General features: G+C 71.8%; 15 protein-coding genes and 1 pseudogene. 13 read left to right on the top strand and 3 right to left on the bottom strand.

Annotation, left to right across the window (positions count from 1 at the left end):
- Window positions 1-44 precede the first annotated feature (44 nt).
- From FRADC12_RS11690 to FRADC12_RS11720, 7 genes and pseudogenes are all read left to right on the top strand, one after another.
- Window positions 45-278, top strand: coding sequence for a hypothetical protein (locus FRADC12_RS11690; protein ID WP_045876668.1), 234 nt, complete (start codon window positions 45-47; stop codon window positions 276-278).
- Window positions 275-2,461, top strand: coding sequence for a hypothetical protein (locus FRADC12_RS11695; protein ID WP_045876669.1), 2,187 nt, complete (start codon window positions 275-277; stop codon window positions 2,459-2,461). Before FRADC12_RS11690 ends, FRADC12_RS11695 begins: the two co-directional genes overlap by 4 nt.
- A gap of 487 nt (window positions 2,462-2,948) precedes the next feature.
- Window positions 2,949-4,492, top strand: a pseudogene (locus FRADC12_RS34315) (replication initiator).
- Window positions 4,493-4,508: 16 nt separating this feature from the next.
- Window positions 4,509-4,823, top strand: coding sequence for a hypothetical protein (locus FRADC12_RS11705; RefSeq protein WP_198152868.1), 315 nt, complete (start codon window positions 4,509-4,511; stop codon window positions 4,821-4,823).
- Window positions 4,824-4,860: 37 nt separating this feature from the next.
- Window positions 4,861-5,754 (top strand): tyrosine-type recombinase/integrase, encoded by an 894-nt coding sequence (locus FRADC12_RS11710; RefSeq protein WP_232303740.1) that lies wholly within the window; start codon window positions 4,861-4,863, stop codon window positions 5,752-5,754.
- A 68-nt stretch (window positions 5,755-5,822) separates the two neighbouring features.
- The gene (locus tag FRADC12_RS11715) at window positions 5,823-6,029 is read left to right on the top strand and encodes a type II toxin-antitoxin system HicB family antitoxin (protein ID WP_045876671.1); all 207 of its coding nucleotides are present in this window, start codon (window positions 5,823-5,825) and stop codon (window positions 6,027-6,029) included.
- Window positions 6,030-6,257: a type II toxin-antitoxin system HicA family toxin gene (locus FRADC12_RS11720; protein WP_045876672.1), complete on the top strand. Its 228-nt coding sequence runs from the start codon at window positions 6,030-6,032 to the stop codon at window positions 6,255-6,257.
- Between the two features lie 758 nt (window positions 6,258-7,015).
- On the opposite strand, the gene FRADC12_RS11725 is transcribed toward FRADC12_RS11720, so the two are convergent.
- Complete coding sequence (locus FRADC12_RS11725; RefSeq protein ID WP_045876673.1) at window positions 7,016-7,558, bottom strand: inorganic diphosphatase; 543 nt, start codon at window positions 7,556-7,558, stop codon at window positions 7,016-7,018.
- Between the two features lie 499 nt (window positions 7,559-8,057).
- Here FRADC12_RS11725 and dacB point away from each other — a divergent pair, with 499 nt between their 5' ends.
- The 5 genes from dacB to folE all read left to right on the top strand — a co-directional run bounded on the left by dacB (window position 8,058) and on the right by folE (window position 15,883).
- Window positions 8,058-9,551 (top strand): D-alanyl-D-alanine carboxypeptidase/D-alanyl-D-alanine endopeptidase, encoded by a 1,494-nt coding sequence (gene dacB, locus FRADC12_RS11730; protein WP_045876674.1) that lies wholly within the window; start codon window positions 8,058-8,060, stop codon window positions 9,549-9,551.
- Between the two features lie 227 nt (window positions 9,552-9,778).
- Entirely contained in the window at window positions 9,779-10,879 is a 1,101-nt protein-coding gene (locus tag FRADC12_RS11735) for an Rv3626c family coenzyme F420 biosynthesis-associated protein (protein ID WP_045879455.1), read from the top strand.
- A 9-nt stretch (window positions 10,880-10,888) separates the two neighbouring features.
- Complete coding sequence (hpt, locus tag FRADC12_RS11740) at window positions 10,889-12,772, top strand: hypoxanthine phosphoribosyltransferase (RefSeq protein ID WP_084011318.1); 1,884 nt, start codon at window positions 10,889-10,891, stop codon at window positions 12,770-12,772.
- Between the two features lie 253 nt (window positions 12,773-13,025).
- On the top strand, window positions 13,026-15,182 hold the full coding sequence (gene ftsH / locus FRADC12_RS11745; protein ID WP_045876675.1) for an ATP-dependent zinc metalloprotease FtsH: 2,157 nt from the start codon (window positions 13,026-13,028) through the stop codon (window positions 15,180-15,182).
- Complete coding sequence (gene folE, locus FRADC12_RS11750) at window positions 15,179-15,883, top strand: GTP cyclohydrolase I FolE (RefSeq protein WP_052710860.1); 705 nt, start codon at window positions 15,179-15,181, stop codon at window positions 15,881-15,883. The genes ftsH and folE overlap by 4 nt, the downstream gene beginning before the upstream one ends.
- A gap of 214 nt (window positions 15,884-16,097) precedes the next feature.
- On the opposite strand, the gene hisG is transcribed toward folE, so the two are convergent.
- Together hisG and FRADC12_RS11760 are read right to left on the bottom strand one after the other, a co-directional pair.
- On the bottom strand, window positions 16,098-16,943 hold the full coding sequence (hisG, locus tag FRADC12_RS11755) for an ATP phosphoribosyltransferase (RefSeq protein ID WP_045879458.1): 846 nt from the start codon (window positions 16,941-16,943) through the stop codon (window positions 16,098-16,100).
- Between the two features lie 128 nt (window positions 16,944-17,071).
- A complete protein-coding gene (locus FRADC12_RS11760; protein ID WP_045876676.1) occupies window positions 17,072-17,335 on the bottom strand; it encodes a phosphoribosyl-ATP diphosphatase in 264 nt (87 codons plus the stop codon).
- 182 nt (window positions 17,336-17,517) lie between these two features.
- On the opposite strand from FRADC12_RS11760, the gene FRADC12_RS11765 reads away from it, so the two are divergent.
- Window positions 17,518-18,306: an HAD family hydrolase gene (locus tag FRADC12_RS11765; RefSeq protein ID WP_084010601.1), complete on the top strand. Its 789-nt coding sequence runs from the start codon at window positions 17,518-17,520 to the stop codon at window positions 18,304-18,306.
- The last annotated feature ends 6 nt before the right edge of the window (window positions 18,307-18,312 follow it).

Genomic DNA, 18,312 nt, shown 5'->3' on the forward strand with positions numbered 1-18,312 from the left:
GCCGAGCTCCGCAAGCCCGCCCCGGCTCCGGCCGTGGATGCGGCATGAGCGGCATCCGCGCGGACCTGGCCCGCGTGCCGTGGTGGGCGACCGGCTTGCTCGTGCTCCTGGCCGTGCTCGTGCTCGTCCTGCGGGTCGCGGGCCTGGCCGTGTGCCTGGTCGTGGACACCGCCGAGCGGGTCGAGCTGGCCGCCTCGAACCGCGCCGGGATCGCCCCACTCGGCGGCTCGTCCTGGCCCCTGACCGACGTCCCGACTCCCAGCGGAGGTGCCTGGTGACCGAGCTTCCCGACGACGACATGGCGACCCCGGCGCCCGGCAAGCTGCTGGCTGGCCCATGGACCCCGACACTCGACACCCCGGCCGCGCTCGACGCCGAGGACGCCATCCCGGTGACGGTGGCGGTCGAGCTGGACGGCGACGGGGCCGACCCGGTGCCCGTCGACCGGCCGGCACTCGTGGGTGAGGCGCTCGCGCCGTGGGAGCGGCAGGCGGAGCGGCGCCCGGTGCTCGCGCCGTGGCTGTTGGACCCGGAGGCCCGGCGTGCGGCGGTGGTGTGGTCGGCGGGTGCGGTGTTGCACCCGGTCGCGTTCCACGCGGTGCGCGCCCCGCTGTACGTGCTGCGGCTGGCCGCGAACGCGCCGCGTGGCGCGCTGCGGCTGGTGAAGCTCGCCGGGCGGTGGGTGCTCGACTGGGAGTCCCACGGCCTGATCGCGGGTGCCGCCGGCGGCAGCGTCGACACGTCCCCGGCGTACCTGGCGCTGACCCGGCAGCGTGACGGCCGGCTCAAGCGCCGCGCGTCGATCGCCGGCAGCGTCCTGTTGGTCGCCGGGGTCGGGGACACGCTGCTGTGGTACCTGGAGCCGGCCGGGTTCTGGGGCGGCACGGTCGCCGCGATCCTCGGCCTGGGCCTGGCGGGGCGGCGCAAGGACAAGCCGGTCGTGTCCTCCCGCGTCACCGGGGCCGGTGCGCCGCCGCGGTTGACGTCGGACGCGATCGTCCGCGCGCTCGGCGCGGCGTCGATCCGCAACCTGTCGGACAGGGCCGCTGAGCAGATCGACTTCATCGCCCCGGGAATCGGCCGGGACGGGCACGGCTGGCGCGCTGAGCTGGACCTGCCGTTCGGGGTCACGGTCTCCGACGTGCTCGACGCCCGCTCCCGGGTCGCGTCGGGCCTGCGCCGCCCGCTCGGCGCGGTCTGGCCGGAAGGCCGTCCCGAGGTCCACCCGGGCCGCCTGATCCTGTTCGTCGGCGACCACGACCTCTCGACGCTGCCACCGATCCCGTGGGCGCTGGAGCGCTCGGGCACGGTCGACCTGTTCGCCCCCGGTTCCATCCCGTGGGGCACCGACCCGCGCGGCCGCCCGGTCAAGGTCGGCCTGTTCGAGAACAACGTGCTGATCGGCGCGATCCCCGGCGCGGGCAAGACCGCCGCGCTTCGCCCGCTGGTCCTCGCCGTCGGCCTGGACCCGCTGTCCGAGTCGTGGGTGTTCAACCTCAAGGGCAACCGCGACCTGTCCGGCGCCGAGCTGTTCGCGACCCGCTACGTCTCATCCATGGGCCCGGCCGGCGTCCAAGCCGCCTTGGAGGGCCTGCGCGACCTGAAGAAGGAGATCCTGCGCCGGACCGAGGTCATGGCCGGCATCCCCGAGGCGCTCGCCCCCGACGGGTCCGTCACCCGCGAGCTGGCCGCGCGCCGCGAGCTGGGTCTGCACCCGCTGGTGATGACGATCGATGAGGCGCAGAACCTGTTCTCCGACTCGAAGGTCGGCGAAGAGGCCGGCCAGCTCGCCGAGGACTGCATCAAGCTCGGACGGGCGTTCGGCGTGATCCTCATGCTCGCGACCCAGCGGCCCGACAAGGAGTCGGTCCCGACCGGCGTGTCCGCCAACGTCTCCATCCGGTTCTGCCTGCGGGTCATGGGCCAGGTCGAGAACGACATGGTGCTCGGCACCTCCGCATACAAGAACGGGATTCGCGCGACGACGCTCCGGCCGTCGGACAAGGGAATCGGAATGCTCGTCGGCGGCGGCGACGAGCCGACCGTGGTCCGTACTGCATATATCCAGATTCCCGAGTCGAAGAAGATCGGCGCCCGCGCGCGGGCGATGCGCATCGCCGCGGGCACCCTGACCGGCTACGCCGCCGGCCAGTGGGCGTACACGGAGGACACCGGCCCCGACTACAGCCTGATCGCCGACCTGCTCCAGGTCATGGCCGAGCCCAAGGCCCACTCGGCGACGCTGTGCGGCCGGCTCTACGCCCACTGGCCCGAGCGGTACGCCGCGACCGGCCCCGACGGCGAGCGGATGCCCTGGGCCGCCGAGACCCTCGCCGCCGCCCTCAAGCCGTTCGGCGTGACCACCAAGCAGGTCTGGGCCAAGAGCCCCGGCGTCGACACCGGGACCAACCGCAACGGCGTCGAGCGCGCCGACCTCGTGGCCGCCGCCAAGAACTCCTAGACCCGGACGGGTCTAGACCTAGACCCCCCTCTAGACCCCCCCACCCCGCTGACCTGCGGCCTAGGGACCTAGACCCCCCGACCGGCGATCAAGGTTCCCGGGCCTGAGCGGGGTCCAGGACCCCCGACAGCCTCTAGCCGAAGGAGATCCCCTTGCCACCCTGACGCCCGAAACCGGACCTGCCGCGCGTATTTCCCGGACAGGGGCGGATCGTGCCGGCTACCGTGCTCTGCGGGACCACACCCACACACAGAGCGAGGTAGCACCCGCAGCCGCGAGAGCGAGCGTCCAGCACCACGAGTCGGCTGGACGAGTCGCTAGGCACCAACCCTTCCCAGTCCGGTCCCCGCCCGCCCCTTCCTGCCGCACCACCCAGGCCGCTCGCTACGGCCGGCAGAGGACACCCGGGCACTTCCGTAGATCACGCCCACAGCCCCGATAGGGGTTCGTCGCGGCGTGCTCGCCCTGGGAAGGGACCGCACCCCTCGTGGCGCTCCTGACGTTCGACGTCGCCGCAGAAGCCGGCCCGCGCCTCGCGGACGGCAGCCTTGGCGCGTTCTGGACACAGGTCAACCGGATCGCTGGCTGCACCCGGCCCATCCGGCTGTCCGGCTGGAGCGGCCAGGTCGACACCGCCACCGGGGAGATCCGCCGCACGTTCGACTCCGCGACCCAGCCGGACGGCACGATCCTGATCCCGTGCGGCAACCGGCGCGCGGGTGTCTGCCCGTCGTGCTCGTGGACCTACGCCGGGGACGCCTGGCAGATCGTGCATGCCGGCCTGGCCGGCGGCCGGGGCCTGCCCGCCTCGGTCGCCACCCATCCCGGCCTGTTCGTGACGCTGACCGCGCCGTCGTTCGGGAAGGTCCATTCCCGCAACGCCAAGGACCACGAGAAAGCCCGACCGTGCCACCCGCGCCGGGGCGTCTGCCGGCACGGCAACCCGATCGGCTGCCTGCGCAAGCACAAGGAGCTGGATGACCCCGCCCTCGGGCAGGCGGTCACGCCGTGCTGCTACGACTACGCCGGGGCCGTCCTGTGGAACGCGACCGCGGCGCGGCTGTGGAACGCACCGTGGATCTCTGGTATCGACGGATCGCCCACCAGATCGGCGCCCCGCTCACCAGCGGCACCCGCAAAGACGGCACCGTCCGGATCGGGATCCGGGAGCTCGTCCAGCTCTCGTACGTCAAGGTCGCCGAGAACCAGGCCCGCTGCCTGATCCACTACCACGGCATCCTGCGCCTCGACGGGTACAGCTCGATCTCCGGCGACTACCCGGAACCACCTGAGTGGGCAACCGGGAAGCTGCTGGCCGCCGCCTGGCGCTGGGCGGTCGAGCGGGTCCGTGAGCCCTGCCCGACCCCGACCGGCGCCGGGCTGGTGGATGCCCGCTGGGGACCGGAACACGACGAGAAGCACATCGGCCTGGCCGGCGGCGCCGAACTCGACCCGGCCGCCGTCGCGAACTACCTGCCCAAGTACGTCACCAAGGATCTCCACGAGTCCGGCGCGCTGTCGCGGCCGATCCGCACGACCGGGGACCTGTTCGGGGTCCTGCCGTTCCTCAACGCCCACCAGGCCGCGATGGTGAAAGCCGCCTGGGACCTCGGTGGCCGGCGCCACCTCGCCGGCCTGCGGCTGCGCGCCAACGCCCACCAGTACGGCTACCGCGGGCACTGGCTGACCAAATCGCGCCGCTACTCGACCACCTTCGGCGCCTGCCGACAGGAACGCCGCGACTGGATCCGCACCCACGACAGCGCCGGCAACCCCCGCACCCCACTCGATGCCTGGAACCGCCCTCTCGAGGACGACACCGGCGACGAAGTCATCGCACTCGGCTCCTGGCGCTTCGAAGGCGCCGGCTACCGCCTCGCCGGAGACGCCCAACTCGCCGCCATGGCCGCCGACATGGCCCGCTCGCGAAGAGAAGCCGCCCGCTCCGAACGCGCATCCGCGCGGCTCGACAGCGGGCCCGGCAGCGCCGCCAAGCTTCCGCCGGGCCCGCCTACCCCACCCACCAGGTAGGAGAGGCACCCTCATCGTGACGCACGAACAGCCCCAGCAAACCGGGACCGCCAGGACTACCCGGCAACAGCCCCCGGAAGTGGTCCGCCGGCTGCGCGCCCAGATCGCCGCCAACGCCCGCCTGGCCAAGGAAGACCCGGTGCAGGTCACCGCGCCGGCCCGCGCCGCGTTCCTCGGCAAGTTCGAGCGCGAGGCCGACCCGGACGGCACCCTCCCGCCCGAGGAACGCGCCCGCCGTGCCGACTGCCTACGGCGGGCCCACATGCAGCGCCTCGCCCTGCGTAGCGTCCAGGCCCGCCGCGCCCGTGCGGCCGGGGAGCGTGCGGCATGACCGCCATCGACCCGATGTGGGATCTGCTGATCACGTCGTGAACCGGTCCTTGGACGCGGCGAATGCCTCGGACAACACGCGCCGGCTCTACCTGAACGCGGTGCGCCTGTTCGTCGCCTGGCTACTCGACCGCGACGACGCACCCGCCGAGGCGGCCGACATCAGCCGCTCCCACGTCGAACAGTTCCTGATCGACTTCCGGACGCTGCCGAGTCCGCGCCGCCCGAACGGTCGGAGCGCCGCCTACGCCAACCAGGTGTACCGCGGGCTCCAGCAATGGTTCGGCTGGCTGATCGCCGAAGACGAGATCGAACGATCCCCGCTCGACCGGATGCGACCACCGGTCGTCCCAGACAAGCCGGTCCCCGTGCTGGAGGACGACCAAATCCGGGCGCTCCTGGCGACCTGCGCGGGCAAGCTGTTCATCGACCGCCGCGACAACGCGATCATCCGAACCCTGATGGACAGCGGCGGCCGACGCGCCGAGGTCAGCAAGCTGGAAGTCCCAGACGTCGACCTGGCGGCCAAGACACTGCGCGTCCTTGGCAAGGGCCGCCGCTTCCGCGACGTACCGATCGGGAACAACACGGCTCTGGCGCTCGGCCGGTACCTGCGGGCCCGTGCCCGGGAGAAGGGCGCCAACCTCCCCGCGCTGTGGCTGGCGTCGAACGGCCGGCACGCCCTGACCGGGGACGGCATCGCCCGGATGCTCTACCGGCGCGGCGCGCTGATCGGCCTGCCTCGGCTGCACCCTCACCAGTTCCGCCACACGCTGGCAGATGACTGGCTGGAGGCCGGCGGGACCGAGGGCGACCTGATGCGGATCATGGGCTGGAGATCCCGCCAGATGGTCGACCGGTACGCGGCCGGCGCCCAGGACCGCCGAGCCCGGAAGGCTCACGACCGCCTGGGGCTCGGTGACCGGTTCTGAGCGGCGTGCCCCCCGACCGGTCCGCGTCAGGACCTACGGTCGATGGCTTCCGGGCGTACAGTCGGGCCATGAAGCGGATGATCCAGATTCCGTATGAGCTGGAGCAGGAGGAAGACGGCACCTGGGGCGCCCATGCTGTCTTTCCGAAGGGCGGGGCTCACGGCGTCGGGGACACCCCGGAAGCGGCGGTCGCCGATCTCCACGAGGCGGTCACCCTGGTCATCGAGGAGCTGGGCGTCCCGTCGGTGCTGACCATCGTCCAGGACGTCGCCTGAATGCCTCCGCTCCCGTCAAGGCCCGGCGCGGACGTCGTCCGGGCCCTGGAGAAGGCCGGCTTCAAGCTGCTCCGCGTCAAGGGCAGCCATCACATGTTGACCGGCCTCGGTGGTCGTTTCGTGGTCGTACCGGTGCATGCGGGTAAGGACGTCCCGCCGGGCACGCTCCGCCGGATCATCCGCGACGCGGACCTGTCGGTAGAGCAGTTCATCGAGCTTCTGCCGTAGCGGCTCGCCGCACGAACGAAGATCGATGAAGTCCTATCACCTTCGGGCGGAACGGGGTGCGAGCGACCTGCAACGACGCAGGTCGGCTCACCGCTCAGGCGGTGTTAGCTCGTAAGCGATAGGTCGCGGGTTCAATCCCCGCCTTCGGCTCTCACCCTGCCCGACAAGGGCTTTGGCCCGTCAGGCGCTATCAGCCCTCCAGGCGCACCGTTCGCGCGGCTATCAACCTTTCGACGCCTCCCCCGTGCGTGGTGCGATGTTCTGACGCCCGGACAGGTGGCGGACCGACGCGCCCGCCGAGCACGGCGCGCCAGCGCGGCGCGCAGGCGGCTTCGCCGCGGGCCGCCAGGTCCCGGCCGCGCGTGGCGGGTGCGGCGCGACCGAAGCGGGTGTCAGCTCGGACCGGCTCCGGGCTTGAGGCTGATCTCGAAGAAGTCAAGCAGGGCGTCGGCGATCAGCGGCGCCATCGCCTCGGCTGGCCGCTGCACCCCCCACCTGCGCCTCGATCTAGCATGCGATCACTCGACATAGTTGATCGAGAACATCGGCGCGGGCCCCCTCGCTCATGCGGCCGAGTATGCCCGTGGGCTACTAAACGGCCGGATCGAACGACGTCTCACTCGGAAGCCGGGCCAGCCGCCGCGGCCCGCCAGCCGCGCGGCGTCACCAGACTCCGGCGCCATCGAGAAGGCCCCGGCTGGTTCGCGGAACCTGCCGGGGCCCTGCTGGATGCGCGGCCTGGTCAGGCCGCTGACAGTTCAGGCCGTCTCGGCCTCGGTCTCGGCCTCGTCGACGACGGGGGCGTGCTCCGCCTCGTCGGTCTTCAGCCGCTTGATCGAGGCCAGGATCTCGCGCTCGGCGTCGGCGCGGCCGACCCAGCTGGCGCCCTCGACCGACTTGCCGGGCTCGAGGTCCTTGTAGACCTCGAAGAAATGCTGGATCTCCAGCCGGTCGAACTCCGGCAGGTGGCGGATGTCGCGCAGGTGCTCCTGGCGGATGTCGGCCACGGGCACGCACAGGACCTTGTCGTCCGGGCCCTTCTCGTCGGTCATCTGGAACATGCCGATGGTCCGGCAGCGCACCAGGCAGCCCGGGAAGGTCGGCTCCTCCAGCAGGACGAGCGCGTCCAGCGGGTCACCGTCGCGGCCGAGCGTGCCCTCGATGAACCCGTAGTCGGACGGGTAGTGGGTGGAGGTGAACAGCATCCGGTCCAGCCGGATCCGCCCCGTGTGGTGATCCATCTCGTACTTGTTGCGCTGCCCCTTGGGGATCTCGATGGTCACGTCGAACTCGAGGTCCACGCCGCTCCCTGTCTCCTTCTTCTAGACAGCCCAGCCCCGAATGGGCCCGGCTTCTCTTCCGTCGGGCCGGTCTCCGCGAGTCGGATTCCGGCTTCGGTGCTCCGGCCGGCCCAGGACCGACCTGCGTTCGCCCGGCTACGACCAGAACGAGTCGTCGGATCGCACCAGGTTCGTGAATCGTGCCTTCGTCCAGTGTCGGAGGACATCGGATGGTCCGCAGCTCCGGCACTGTGGCCTGCCGCACCCCGAGGCTCCGGCCTCGAGGCCCGGCCCACCCTCCGGCCTCCGCAGTGGCCTCTCCATCACCTTCACTACCTGTTCCACGGGCGCTCACCCCGGAACCTCTACCAGCCGGCGTTCCGGGCACGACCTTCGCGGATATCCTGCCGGAGCGCCCAGACCAGCCGCGCACGAGGCCGCCCCGGGACATCCCCGCCAAAGGTCATCGAACGGGCCGCCCCGGCAGCCTGACCGGGGCGAGCGCCCGTAGGCTCCATCCGTGACAGCAGGTGCCCGGGTCGGCGGCCTCACCGCGCTGGCCGGCGCGCTGCTCGCCGGGTCGCTCACAGTCTCCTCCGGGCCGGGGCCCGACAAGGCGCTCAACGCGACGGTACCCCCGGTCAGCGCGGCGCCCCTGCCTGGTCTGGCCGCGACCCGGCCGGTTCCGGACCCGACCGCGCTTTCCGGTCGCCTCACCGGGCCGCTCGCGAACCCGCTGCTGGGCAGCCCGGCCGGGCTCGTGGTCGACGCCCTGACGGGAAAGGTCCTCTTCGACCAACGGGCCTCGGTGCCCACCGCGCCCGCCTCGACGCTGAAGACCGCAGTAGCCACCGCGGCGCTGCGCACCTTCTCCCCCGCAACCCGGCTGACGACCCGGGTTGCCTACCTGCCACCCCCCACCGTGCCATCCACGTCGAATGGGGGGGTCCAACAAGGTGGCACGCTCTGGCTGGTCGGCGCGGGCGACCCGACGCTGACCGCCGCGACCGACCCCGCCGGCTACCCGGCCAGCATCAGCGCGAGGCTGTCGGATCTGGCCGCCCAGGTCCACGCCGCCGGGATCACCTCCGTCAGCCGGGTCATCGGCGACGGAACACTCTTCCAGGGCCCAGGCACCGCGCCCGGCTGGAAGGACGTCTACGTGGCCGAGGGCGACGTCACGCCGGTCTCGGCCCTGGAAGTCGATGCCGGCCGGCCCACGCCAGGAGCCACCGGGCCCCGAACCGGCACCCCGGACGCCGCCGCCACGACCGCGTTCGCGACCGCGTTGCACACCGCCGGCGTGGCCGTCGGCGCCGTCGGCACCGGGCCGGCCGACCCGGCGGCGAAGACGGTCGCGACGGCCGCGAGCCCCCCGATCCCGGTGCTGGTCGAGCGGATGCTGACCGACTCCGACAACGACATCGCTGAGAGCCTCGGGCGGCTCGTCGCCCGCGCCCGCGGGCTGCCGCCGACGTTCGCCGGCGCCACTGCCGCCGTCGGGCAGGTGCTTTCCCAGCTCGGGATCGACACCGCCGGGATGTCGCTGGCCGACGTGAGCGGCCTGTCCGTGGCCGACGCGATCATGCCGCGGACGCTGGTGTCGATCCTTCGTACCGCCACGCTGCTCGGCCACCCCGAGCTGCGGCCGCTGATCACAGGCCTCCCGGTCGCCGGGTTCTCCGGCACGCTCGGCGACCGGTACGGCGGGGCGGACACCGCGCCGGCCGCCGGCGACGTGCGCGCGAAGACCGGCAGCCTGAGCACCGTCACCAGCCTCGCCGGGCAGCTGGTGGACGCGGACGGCCGGCTGCTGCTGTTCGGCTTCTTCGCGCCGGTCAACGAGTCGACGGCCGCGAAGGCGAGCCTGGACCGGGTCGCCGCCGCCCTCGCCGGCTGCGGCTGTTCCGCCGGCCAGCCGAAACCCCCCGCCGCGACCACGATCGTCACGACCGCGCCGGCCCAGCCCGACAAGGGTGGCGAACCGCAGGCGGCCACGCAGGCCAGGCACTAGCCGCACCGACCACCAGCACTGGGGACGAACCCGCGGAGCGACGCCTGACCGATCGGCGGGGCGCCGATTCTCAAGATCGAATAGCGCCGAACGGGTAGCGTGGAACTGTGGCCGACGCGCAGCCCCAGGACGGCGAATCACGGGACAACGAATCCGAGGACAAGCGGGAATCCGAGGACAAGCGGCCTGACGACGGGCAGCACGCGGACCAGCCCGTCGACTGGGATCTGGCGGTAGCGACGGCCCGCAAGCTGGTCCGGCCCGGTCCACAGCTCACCCGCGCCGAGGCCGACGAGGTCGTGAGCAGCCTGCGCAGGCTCGCGGTGGACGCCGAACGTCACGTCGAGGACTACACCCACCTACTGCCGCCGCCCGCGGCGGTGACGCCGATCGCCGTCGTCGACCGGCCCGAATGGGCCCGGTCCAACGTTGCCGGCCTCCGCATGATCACCACCCCGTTGCTCGACCGGCTGGCCGACAACGCCAAGGGCTCCCTGTCGACGGCCGTCGGCCGCCGGGTCACCGGGGTTCAGCTCGGCTCGGCGCTCGCCTACCTCGCGGGCAAGGTCCTCGGCCAGTACGAGGTCTTCCTCCCGCCCGATGAGTACGGGCCGACCACCCCGGCGCGGGCGGACTGGGCCGACGGCGCGGGCCCGGTGGGCCGGCTCAGCCTGGTGGCGCCGAACATCGCGCACGCCGAACGGCGGCTGGGCGTCGTCCCGCGCGACTTCCGGCTGTGGGTGTGCCTGCACGAGCAGACCCACCGCAGCCAGTTCACCGCTGTCCCGTGGCTGCGCGCCCACCTCGAGTCCGAGATCGGCGCCTTCATCGAGGCCACCGACCTGGACCCGGACGTGCTCGCGGATCGGCTGCGTTCGGCGGTCGGGGCCCTGCGCGGCGCTGTGCGCGACCGCGGCCCGGACGCCCCGAGCGTCGTCGAGGCGCTGCAGACGCCGGCCCAGCGGGCCGTGCTCGACCGGTTGCAGGCCCTCATGACCCTGCTCGAAGGCCACGCCGACCAGGTGATGGACGCCGTTGGCCCACAGGTGGTGCCGACGGTGGCCGACATCCGCTCGAGGTTCGACACCCGCCGTTCCGGTGGCTCGCCGCTGGACCGGTTCGTGCGCCGGCTGCTCGGCCTCGACATGAAGCTGCGCCAGTACCGGCAGGGTGGCGCGTTCGTGCGCGCGGTCGTCGCCGAGGCGGGAGTCGACGGGTTCAACCTGGTCTGGCAGTCCCCAGTGACCTTGCCGAGCCAGGCCGAGATCTCCGACCCAGGGGCCTGGATGGCCCGCGTCCTGGGCAGTCGCCCCTCCATCTCCGCCTAGGTGCCGCGGGTGACCAGTGCCGCGAGCCCGACCAGCGGCCGGCGGATCTACCCGTCGGGATCGCCGGCGCCGGCCGTGGCCTCCATCCGGCTGGCCGTGCGGCACGCCATCGCCGACCTTCCGCCTGGAGCGCTGGTGCTGGTCGCCTGTTCGGGCGGACCCGACTCGTTGGCACTGGCGGCGGCGACAGCTTTCGTCGCGCCGCGCCGCGCGCTGCGCGCCGGGCTGCTGACCGTCGACCACGGCTGGGACGACGCGTCGGGTAAGCGGGCCGAGTCCGTCGCCGCGCAGGGCCACGCACTGCGGCTCGACCCGGTGGAGCTGCTGGTGGCGCACTCGGCCCGCTCCGAGGGAGCCGCTCGGGAGGCACGACGGGCGGCGCTCGCCACGGCCGCCGAGCGGCTGGGCGCCGCCGCGTTGCTGCTCGGCCACACCCTCGACGACCAGGCAGAAACCGTGCTGTTGAGGCTCGCCCGTGGCGCCGGGGCCCGCTCGCTCGCGGGGATGTCCCCGCGCGACGGGCTGCTGCGCCGGCCGCTGCTGGGGCTGCGCAAGGAACAGGCCAGGGCCGCCTGCCAGGCCGAGGGGCTGGACGCCTGGGAGGACCCGACGAACGCCGACGCGGCCTTCGCCAGGGCTCGCGTCCGGCATGCCCTGCTGCCCGCGCTGGAGGATCAGCTCGGCCCGGGCATCGCCGAGTCGCTGTCGCGCAGCGCCGACCTGCTGCGCGCCGACGCCGAGGCGCTCGACGCGCTCACCGATGACGCCTATGCGGCGGCCACGGCGGATTCATCGCCCGGCCCGGGGCTGGTCGAGCTCGCCGTCGAGGCGCTCGGGGCGTTACCGAGCGCACTGCGGACCAGGGTGCTGCGCCGGGCCGCGCTCACGCTCGGCGCCTCGGCGTCCGCGCTGCGCGCCGAACACGTCTGGGCCATGGAGGAGCTGGTGACCCGGTGGCGCGGGCAACAGCCGGTCCCACTGCCGTCCGGCGTCACCGCGCGGCGCCGAGGTGACAGGATCAGCGTGGCCGGACCGGGCGAGACCAGGTCCGGACGCCGCGGGACGGCGGACGGCGGCGACGCCGCGCCAGGGCCGACCGGCCCGCGACCATCGCCGCGCCGGCCCGACGCCGCGCGGTCCGACGCCGAGGAGGGCATGCCGGTGAGCCACGCCGAAGTGACCGCACCCGACTCCGCCGATCTGAGCCAACCCGGCTCTGCCGATCTGAGCCAACCCGGCTCTGCTGATCTGAGCCAACCTGGCTCTGCCGATCGGAGCACACCCGGCTCGGGGAGCGCTCCCCGAACGTCCGCCGACACGCCACCCTGGCACGCCGGTGACATCGGCGAGGTGCTGGTCAGCGAGGAGGACATCGCAGCGCGCATCGCCACGCTCGCCGCGCGAGTCGACGCCGACTACGCCGGACGCGAGCTGCTGCTGGTGGGGGTGCTCAAGGGCGCGGTCATGGTCATGGCCGACCTGTCGCGGGCGCTGCGGACCGCGGTGACCCTGGAGTTCATGGCCGTGTCGTCCTACGGCTCGGCGACGTCGTCCTCCGGTGTGGTCCGGATCCTCAAGGACCTGGACCGGTCGATCGAGGGCCGGGACGTACTGGTCGTCGAGGACATCATCGACTCGGGACTAACCCTGTCCTGGCTGCTCAAGAACCTGCGTTCGCGCAACCCGGGCTCGCTCGAGGTGCTGACGCTGTTCCGGAAGCCGGAAGCCATCACCGTCGATGTCGACGTCCGATATGTCGGTTTCGACATCCCAAGCGCCTTTGTGGTCGGTTACGGCCTTGACTATGCCGAGCACTACCGAACGCTCCCGTTCGTGGGGACACTCACCCCGGAAGCAGTCGCCCGCGGTCCCCGGCCGGGGACCAGGCACTGAGCGCCCCCGGGGGCGTCACCCGCGGGCACGGCCTGCACGGCCCTGGTGACCGAATCGTCACCCCCGGACCTGCGACCGGCTTGTCCCGGCGTGGTGGGGTGCAGGCGGAACACGGCGGGCCGGCGGACCGTTCCTCAGCTGTACGCGTGGGTGACATGCGCGTGCCGGCGGTACCCTCGGCACAAGGGAATCCCGATCGAGGGCAGTACACACGTCAGGAGGGTGGAGCGCGCGTGTCCAGCGCTCCAGGCAGATGACTCCAAGAAGAATCTTCCGCGGCTGGGTGGTCCTGGCGCTCCTGGTCCTGCTTGTGATCTTCCTGACGACCAACGTTCTGTCTGGTCCCAAGGAGTACAGCAAGCAGAACCTGCACTTCATCCAGGACAAGATCGCCACGAGCCAGGTCGAGAGCGCCACGATCGAGGACTCCAAGCAGATAGTCCAGATCAAGACCAAGGACGACAAGAAGTACGAGTCGAGCTACGTCACCAACCAGGCGGTCACTCTGGCCGCCCAGTTGAACGACAAGGGCGTCCCGTACGAGGTCAAGGTCGAGCGCAGCAACGTCCTGGTCTCGCTGCTACTCAACCTGCTGCCTCTGGTGCTGGTGGTCGCGTTGTTCCTGTTCCTGATGAACCAGATGCAGGGCGGCGGCAACCGCGTGATGAACTTCGGCAAGTCCAAGGCCAAGCTGGTCAACAAGGACACGCCGAAGACGACATTCGCGGATGTGGCCGGCGCCGACGAGGCACTGGAGGAACTCCAGGAGATCAAGGAGTTCCTGGAGAATCCAGGAAAGTTCCAGGCCATCGGGGCCAAGATCCCCAAGGGCGTGCTGCTGTACGGCCCGCCGGGCACCGGTAAGACGCTGCTGGCCCGCGCGGTCGCCGGCGAGGCCGGCGTCCCGTTCTACTCGATCTCCGGCTCCGACTTCGTCGAGATGTTCGTCGGTGTCGGCGCGAGCCGGGTGCGCGACCTGTTCGAGCAGGCCAAGGCCAACGCCCCGGCGATCATCTTCGTCGACGAGATCGACGCCGTCGGCCGCCACCGTGGCGCCGGTCTCGGCGGCGGCCACGACGAGCGTGAGCAGACCCTCAACCAGCTGCTCGTCGAGATGGACGGCTTCGACGTCAAGGGCGGCGTCATCCTGATCGCCGCGACGAACCGGCCGGACATCCTCGACCCGGCGCTGCTGCGCCCGGGCCGGTTCGACCGGCAGATCGTGGTCGACCGCCCGGACCTGCTGGGCCGCGAGGCGATCCTCAAGGTCCACGCCAAGGGCAAGCCGATCGGCGCGGACGTCGACCTGCTGGTGATCGCCCGCCGTACCCCCGGCTTCACCGGCGCGGACCTGGCCAACGTGCTGAACGAGGCCGCACTGCTGGCCGCCCGCGCGGACCAGAAGATGATCTCTTCCGACCTGCTGGAGGAGTCGATCGACCGAGTGCTCGCCGGCCCGGAGCGCAAGACCCGGGCGATGAGCGAAAAGGAGAAAAAGCGGATCGCCTACCACGAGGGCGGCCACGCCCTGGTGGCACACGCGCTGCCGAACTCCGACCCGGTCCACAAGATCACGATTCTGCCCCGTGGCCGGGCGCTCGGCTACACGATGCAGCTCCCGCTGGAGGACAAGTACCTGTCCACCCGGTCGGAGATGCTCGACAAGCTCGCCGTGCTCCTCGGCGGGCGGACCGCGGAGGAGGTCGTCTTCCACGAGCCGACCACCGGGGCGAGCGACGACATCGAGAAGGCGACCCAGATCGCCCGCGCGATGGTCACCCAGTACGGCATGTCGGACAAGCTGGGCGCGCTGAAGTTCGGCGCCGAGTCGGGCGAGGTGTTCCTCGGCCGTGAGGTCGGACACCAGCGCGACTACTCCGAGGCCGTCGCCGGCGAGATCGACAACGAGGTCCGCAAGCTCATCGAGGCCGCGCACGACGAGGCCTGGGAGGTGCTGAACACCTACCGCGACGAGCTGGACAACCTGGTCCTGAGGCTGATGGACATCGAGACCCTCAGCAAGGACGAGGTGCTCGAGATTTTCGCCACCGTTCATAAGAGGCCGGTTCGTGGCTTCTACACGGGCGTCGGCCGGCGGGTACCGTCGGATCGTCCGCCCGTGCAGACCCCTGCTGAGCTGGGCCTGGTCGCGTCCGACGTGGCCGACCTGGTCAAGGGCAACGGGAACGGAAACGGTCACCCGACCGGCAACGGCGCGCCGAGCCTCACGAAGCCGGCTTCCGCCCCCGGTGAGGGTGCCGACACCGGTCACGGCCCGGTCTCCGGGCCCGTCAACGGCCCGACCGGGCCGGCCGGGCCGCCGGCCACGCCCCCGCCGGATGCCCCACGGATCTCGAACCCGTGGGCGCCCCCGGTGTGGCCGAACGACGACGAAAGGAAGCACCGTTGACGTCCGAAGCCGGCCTCCTGTCCGCTGATTTCGGCCACCTTGATGACGAGGGTGGTTCGGCGGCGGGGCCAGGGTCAGTTTCCGGCGCAGCCGTCGCCGAGTTCCGGCCGGGCAACGGCCGGGTGCGCCCGTTCGACCACGACCGCGTCGCCGCGGCGGTGCGGGAACTGCTGATCGGGATCGGCGAGGACCCCGACCGCGAGGGCCTGCGCAAGACGCCCGACCGGGTCGCGCGTGCCTACGCGGAGGCCGTCGAGGGTCTGGGCCGCGACCCGGCCGACGTGCTGACCACCGTCTTCGACGAGGGTCACGACGAGATGGTGCTCGTGCGCGACATCGACTTCTCGTCGCTGTGCGAGCACCACCTGGTCGTCTTCTCCGGGAAGGCGCACGTCGCCTATATCCCGAACGAGAACGGCCAGATCACCGGCCTGTCGAAGCTGGCCAGGCTGGTCGACCTGTACGCCCGCCGGCCGCAGGTGCAGGAGCGCCTGACCTCCCAGGTCGCCGACGCGCTGGTGGACGTCCTCAAGCCACGCGGCGTCATGGTGGTCGTCGAGGCGGAGCACCTCTGCATGTCGATGCGCGGCGTCCGCAAGCCCGGCGCCTGCACGGTCACGTCCGCAGTCCGGGGCCAGTTCCTCTCCCCGGCGACCCGCAACGAGGGCATGAGCCTCATCCTGAGCAGCCACCGCCGGTAACTCCTCAACACCAGTCACGACGAAGCCCCCGGGGAACTCCCCGGGGGCTTCGTCGTCGGTTCCGTCAAGGTGACGGGCATCAGCGAGGCGCCAACGCAACCACCTCGCCGGGTCAGGATCGCGCTAACGACGCCAAATACCTAAGCCAAGATCCACATTGTCGGGCGCCTGGGCGCCCGACGGCGGGCGCCCAGCGCCCGCCGCAGCGCCCGCCTCAAAGGCGGCAGGCCTGGATGCCGGAGACGAGGATGCCGCGGGCGCCGAGCTCCCACAGGTCGTCCATCGTGCGGTTGACGTCGTCCTTCAGGACCATCGCCCGGACGGCGACCCAGCCCTCGCGGGCCAGCGGCGAGATCGTCGGCGACTCGAAACCCGGCGTGATCTCGCAGGCCTTGTCCAGCACGGCGGTCGGCGCGTCGTAGTCCATCATCACGTACCGACGCGCGACCAGGACGCCCTGCACGCGGCGCAGCAGCCGCTCGTGCGCCGGCGCGAGCTCCGCGCCCAGCTTTGTGATCATGATGGCCTCGGACCGCATGACCGGCTCGCCGACGAGCTCCAGGCCCGCGGCCCGCAGCGTCCGACCGGTCTCGACCACGTCAGCGACGGCATCCGCGACGCCGAGCCGCACCGCCGTCTCGACCGCGCCATCCAACGTGACGATCTGCGCGGTCAGCCCACGGGCCGCGAAGTCCGCGCGGACCAGCCCGGGAAACGAGGTGGCGATCCGCCGACCGCCCAGCTCGGCGACGTCCGAGACCGCGCCCTCCGGGGCGGCATACCGAAACGTCGAGTGCCCGTAGCCGAGGGCGACCAGTTCCCGGGCCGGAACCTCGCTGTCCAGCAGCAGGTCGCGACCGGTGATGCCGACGTCGAGGAGCCCGGAGCCGACGTAGACCGCGATGTCCCGCGGGCGTAGGAAGAAGAACTCGATGTCGTTCTCGACGTCGGCGACGACGAGCTCGGCGCCGTCCCGCTTCACGTGGTACCCGGCGTCGCCGAGCAGCTGGCTGGAGGCGACGGAGAGCGCGCCCTTGTTCGGTACCGCGATTCGCAGCATGTCCATGTCCGTGTCATCTCAGGCCGGTGGCGGCCGCCGGTGTCATCTCACGGGGCAAGAGTGCGACGTGAACCCACGTCGCCGGAAACCCGCGCCATCCCAGGGGCAGACGACACCCGGGTGCGGGGTCAGAGATGGAGGTAGACGTCGTCCGGGGTGAGGCCGCGGGAGATCATCATGAGCTGGATCCAGTAGACCAGCTGGGAGAGCTCCTCGGCGGCCCGCTCGCCCGTCTCGTACTCGGCCGCCATCCAGCTCTCGGCGGCCTCCTCGACCAGCTTCTTGCCGATGTGGTGCACGCCGGCCTCCAGCGCGGCGACGGAGCCCGAGTCCGGGGCCTTGTCCCGCCACTTCGCGGAGAGCTCCACGAACAGCTCGTCAAAGGTCTTCACGGCCGGCGACCCTCGGCAGCGGAAGCGGTGACGCCACCGCATGCGCCCAGGCTCGCGCGCGAGCAGCCGACAGACCTCATGAACCGCATGTTACCTGGGCGGGGCCGCGGCCTCGGGCGTCCGCTGGCCGACCACGAGATGGCCATGGTGCGAACGGCCGCACGCTGGTTGACTGGGTCGCTGTGCCCCCTCCCGCGATCGTCGCCACCGATCTGGACGGAACCCTGATTCGGTCGGACGGCACAGTGTCGGAGCGCACCCGCCGGGCGCTGCGCCGGGTGCGTGAGCACGGCGGGACCGTTGTTTTCGTGACCGGCCGGCCAATCCGCGTAATGGCCGACGTCGTCGCGAAGACCTCGGTCGCCGGCATCGCCGTCTGCGCGAACGGCGCCCTCGTCTACGACCTGGACGCACAGACGACGGTCAACCATCGCGAGCTCGACCAGCAGGCCGCGCTGCGGCTGGCCCTGGCCATTCGGGAGATCGTGCCGGACGTCGCGTTCGCGGTCGAGAGCGGGCTGAGGTTCGGCCGGGAGCCCGCGTTCCGCACGATGTGGCCGGACCCACTGGAGCTGGTCGCCGACCTGGCCGACCTCCTGGTGACGCTGCCGCCGATCAAGCTGCTCGTCCGCCGCAGCGGTGAGTCGCTCGCACACGTGTACGAGAAGGTCGTGGACCTCGCGGGCGCCGAGGCGGTGGTGACCCGGTCCACCGAGACACTGATCGAGATCGCCGGTGCCGGCGTCTCCAAGGCGGTCGCGCTGGCCGAGGTCGCCACCGCTCACGGGGTCACCGCGGCGGACGTCGTCGCGTTCGGCGACATGCTCAACGACCTGCCGATGCTCGCCTGGGCCGGCCATTCGGTCGCCGTCGCCAACGCGCATCCCGAGGTCCTCGCGGCCGCCGACGAGATAACCGCCTCCAACGACCACGACGGCGTAGCCCTCGTCCTCGAACGTCTCTTCGACTGACGGGCG

The organism is Pseudofrankia sp. DC12, assembly GCF_000966285.1.
Taxonomy (GTDB): Bacteria; Actinomycetota; Actinomycetes; order Frankiales; family Frankiaceae; genus Pseudofrankia.

Bases quoted from the DNA above. Each gene is read 5' to 3' on its own strand.
- FRADC12_RS11720 (WP_045876672.1), top strand. From the start codon at position 6,030: ATGCCTCCGCTCCCGTCAAGGCCCGGCGCGGACGTCGTCCGGGCCCTG.
- FRADC12_RS11690 (WP_045876668.1), top strand. From the start codon at position 45: ATGAGCGGCATCCGCGCGGACCTGGCCCGCGTGCCGTGGTGGGCGACC.
- FRADC12_RS11715 (WP_045876671.1), top strand. From the start codon at position 5,823: ATGAAGCGGATGATCCAGATTCCGTATGAGCTGGAGCAGGAGGAAGAC.
- hisG (WP_045879458.1), bottom strand. From the start codon at position 16,943: ATGCTGCGAATCGCGGTACCGAACAAGGGCGCGCTCTCCGTCGCCTCC.
- ftsH (WP_045876675.1), top strand. From the start codon at position 13,026: ATGACTCCAAGAAGAATCTTCCGCGGCTGGGTGGTCCTGGCGCTCCTG.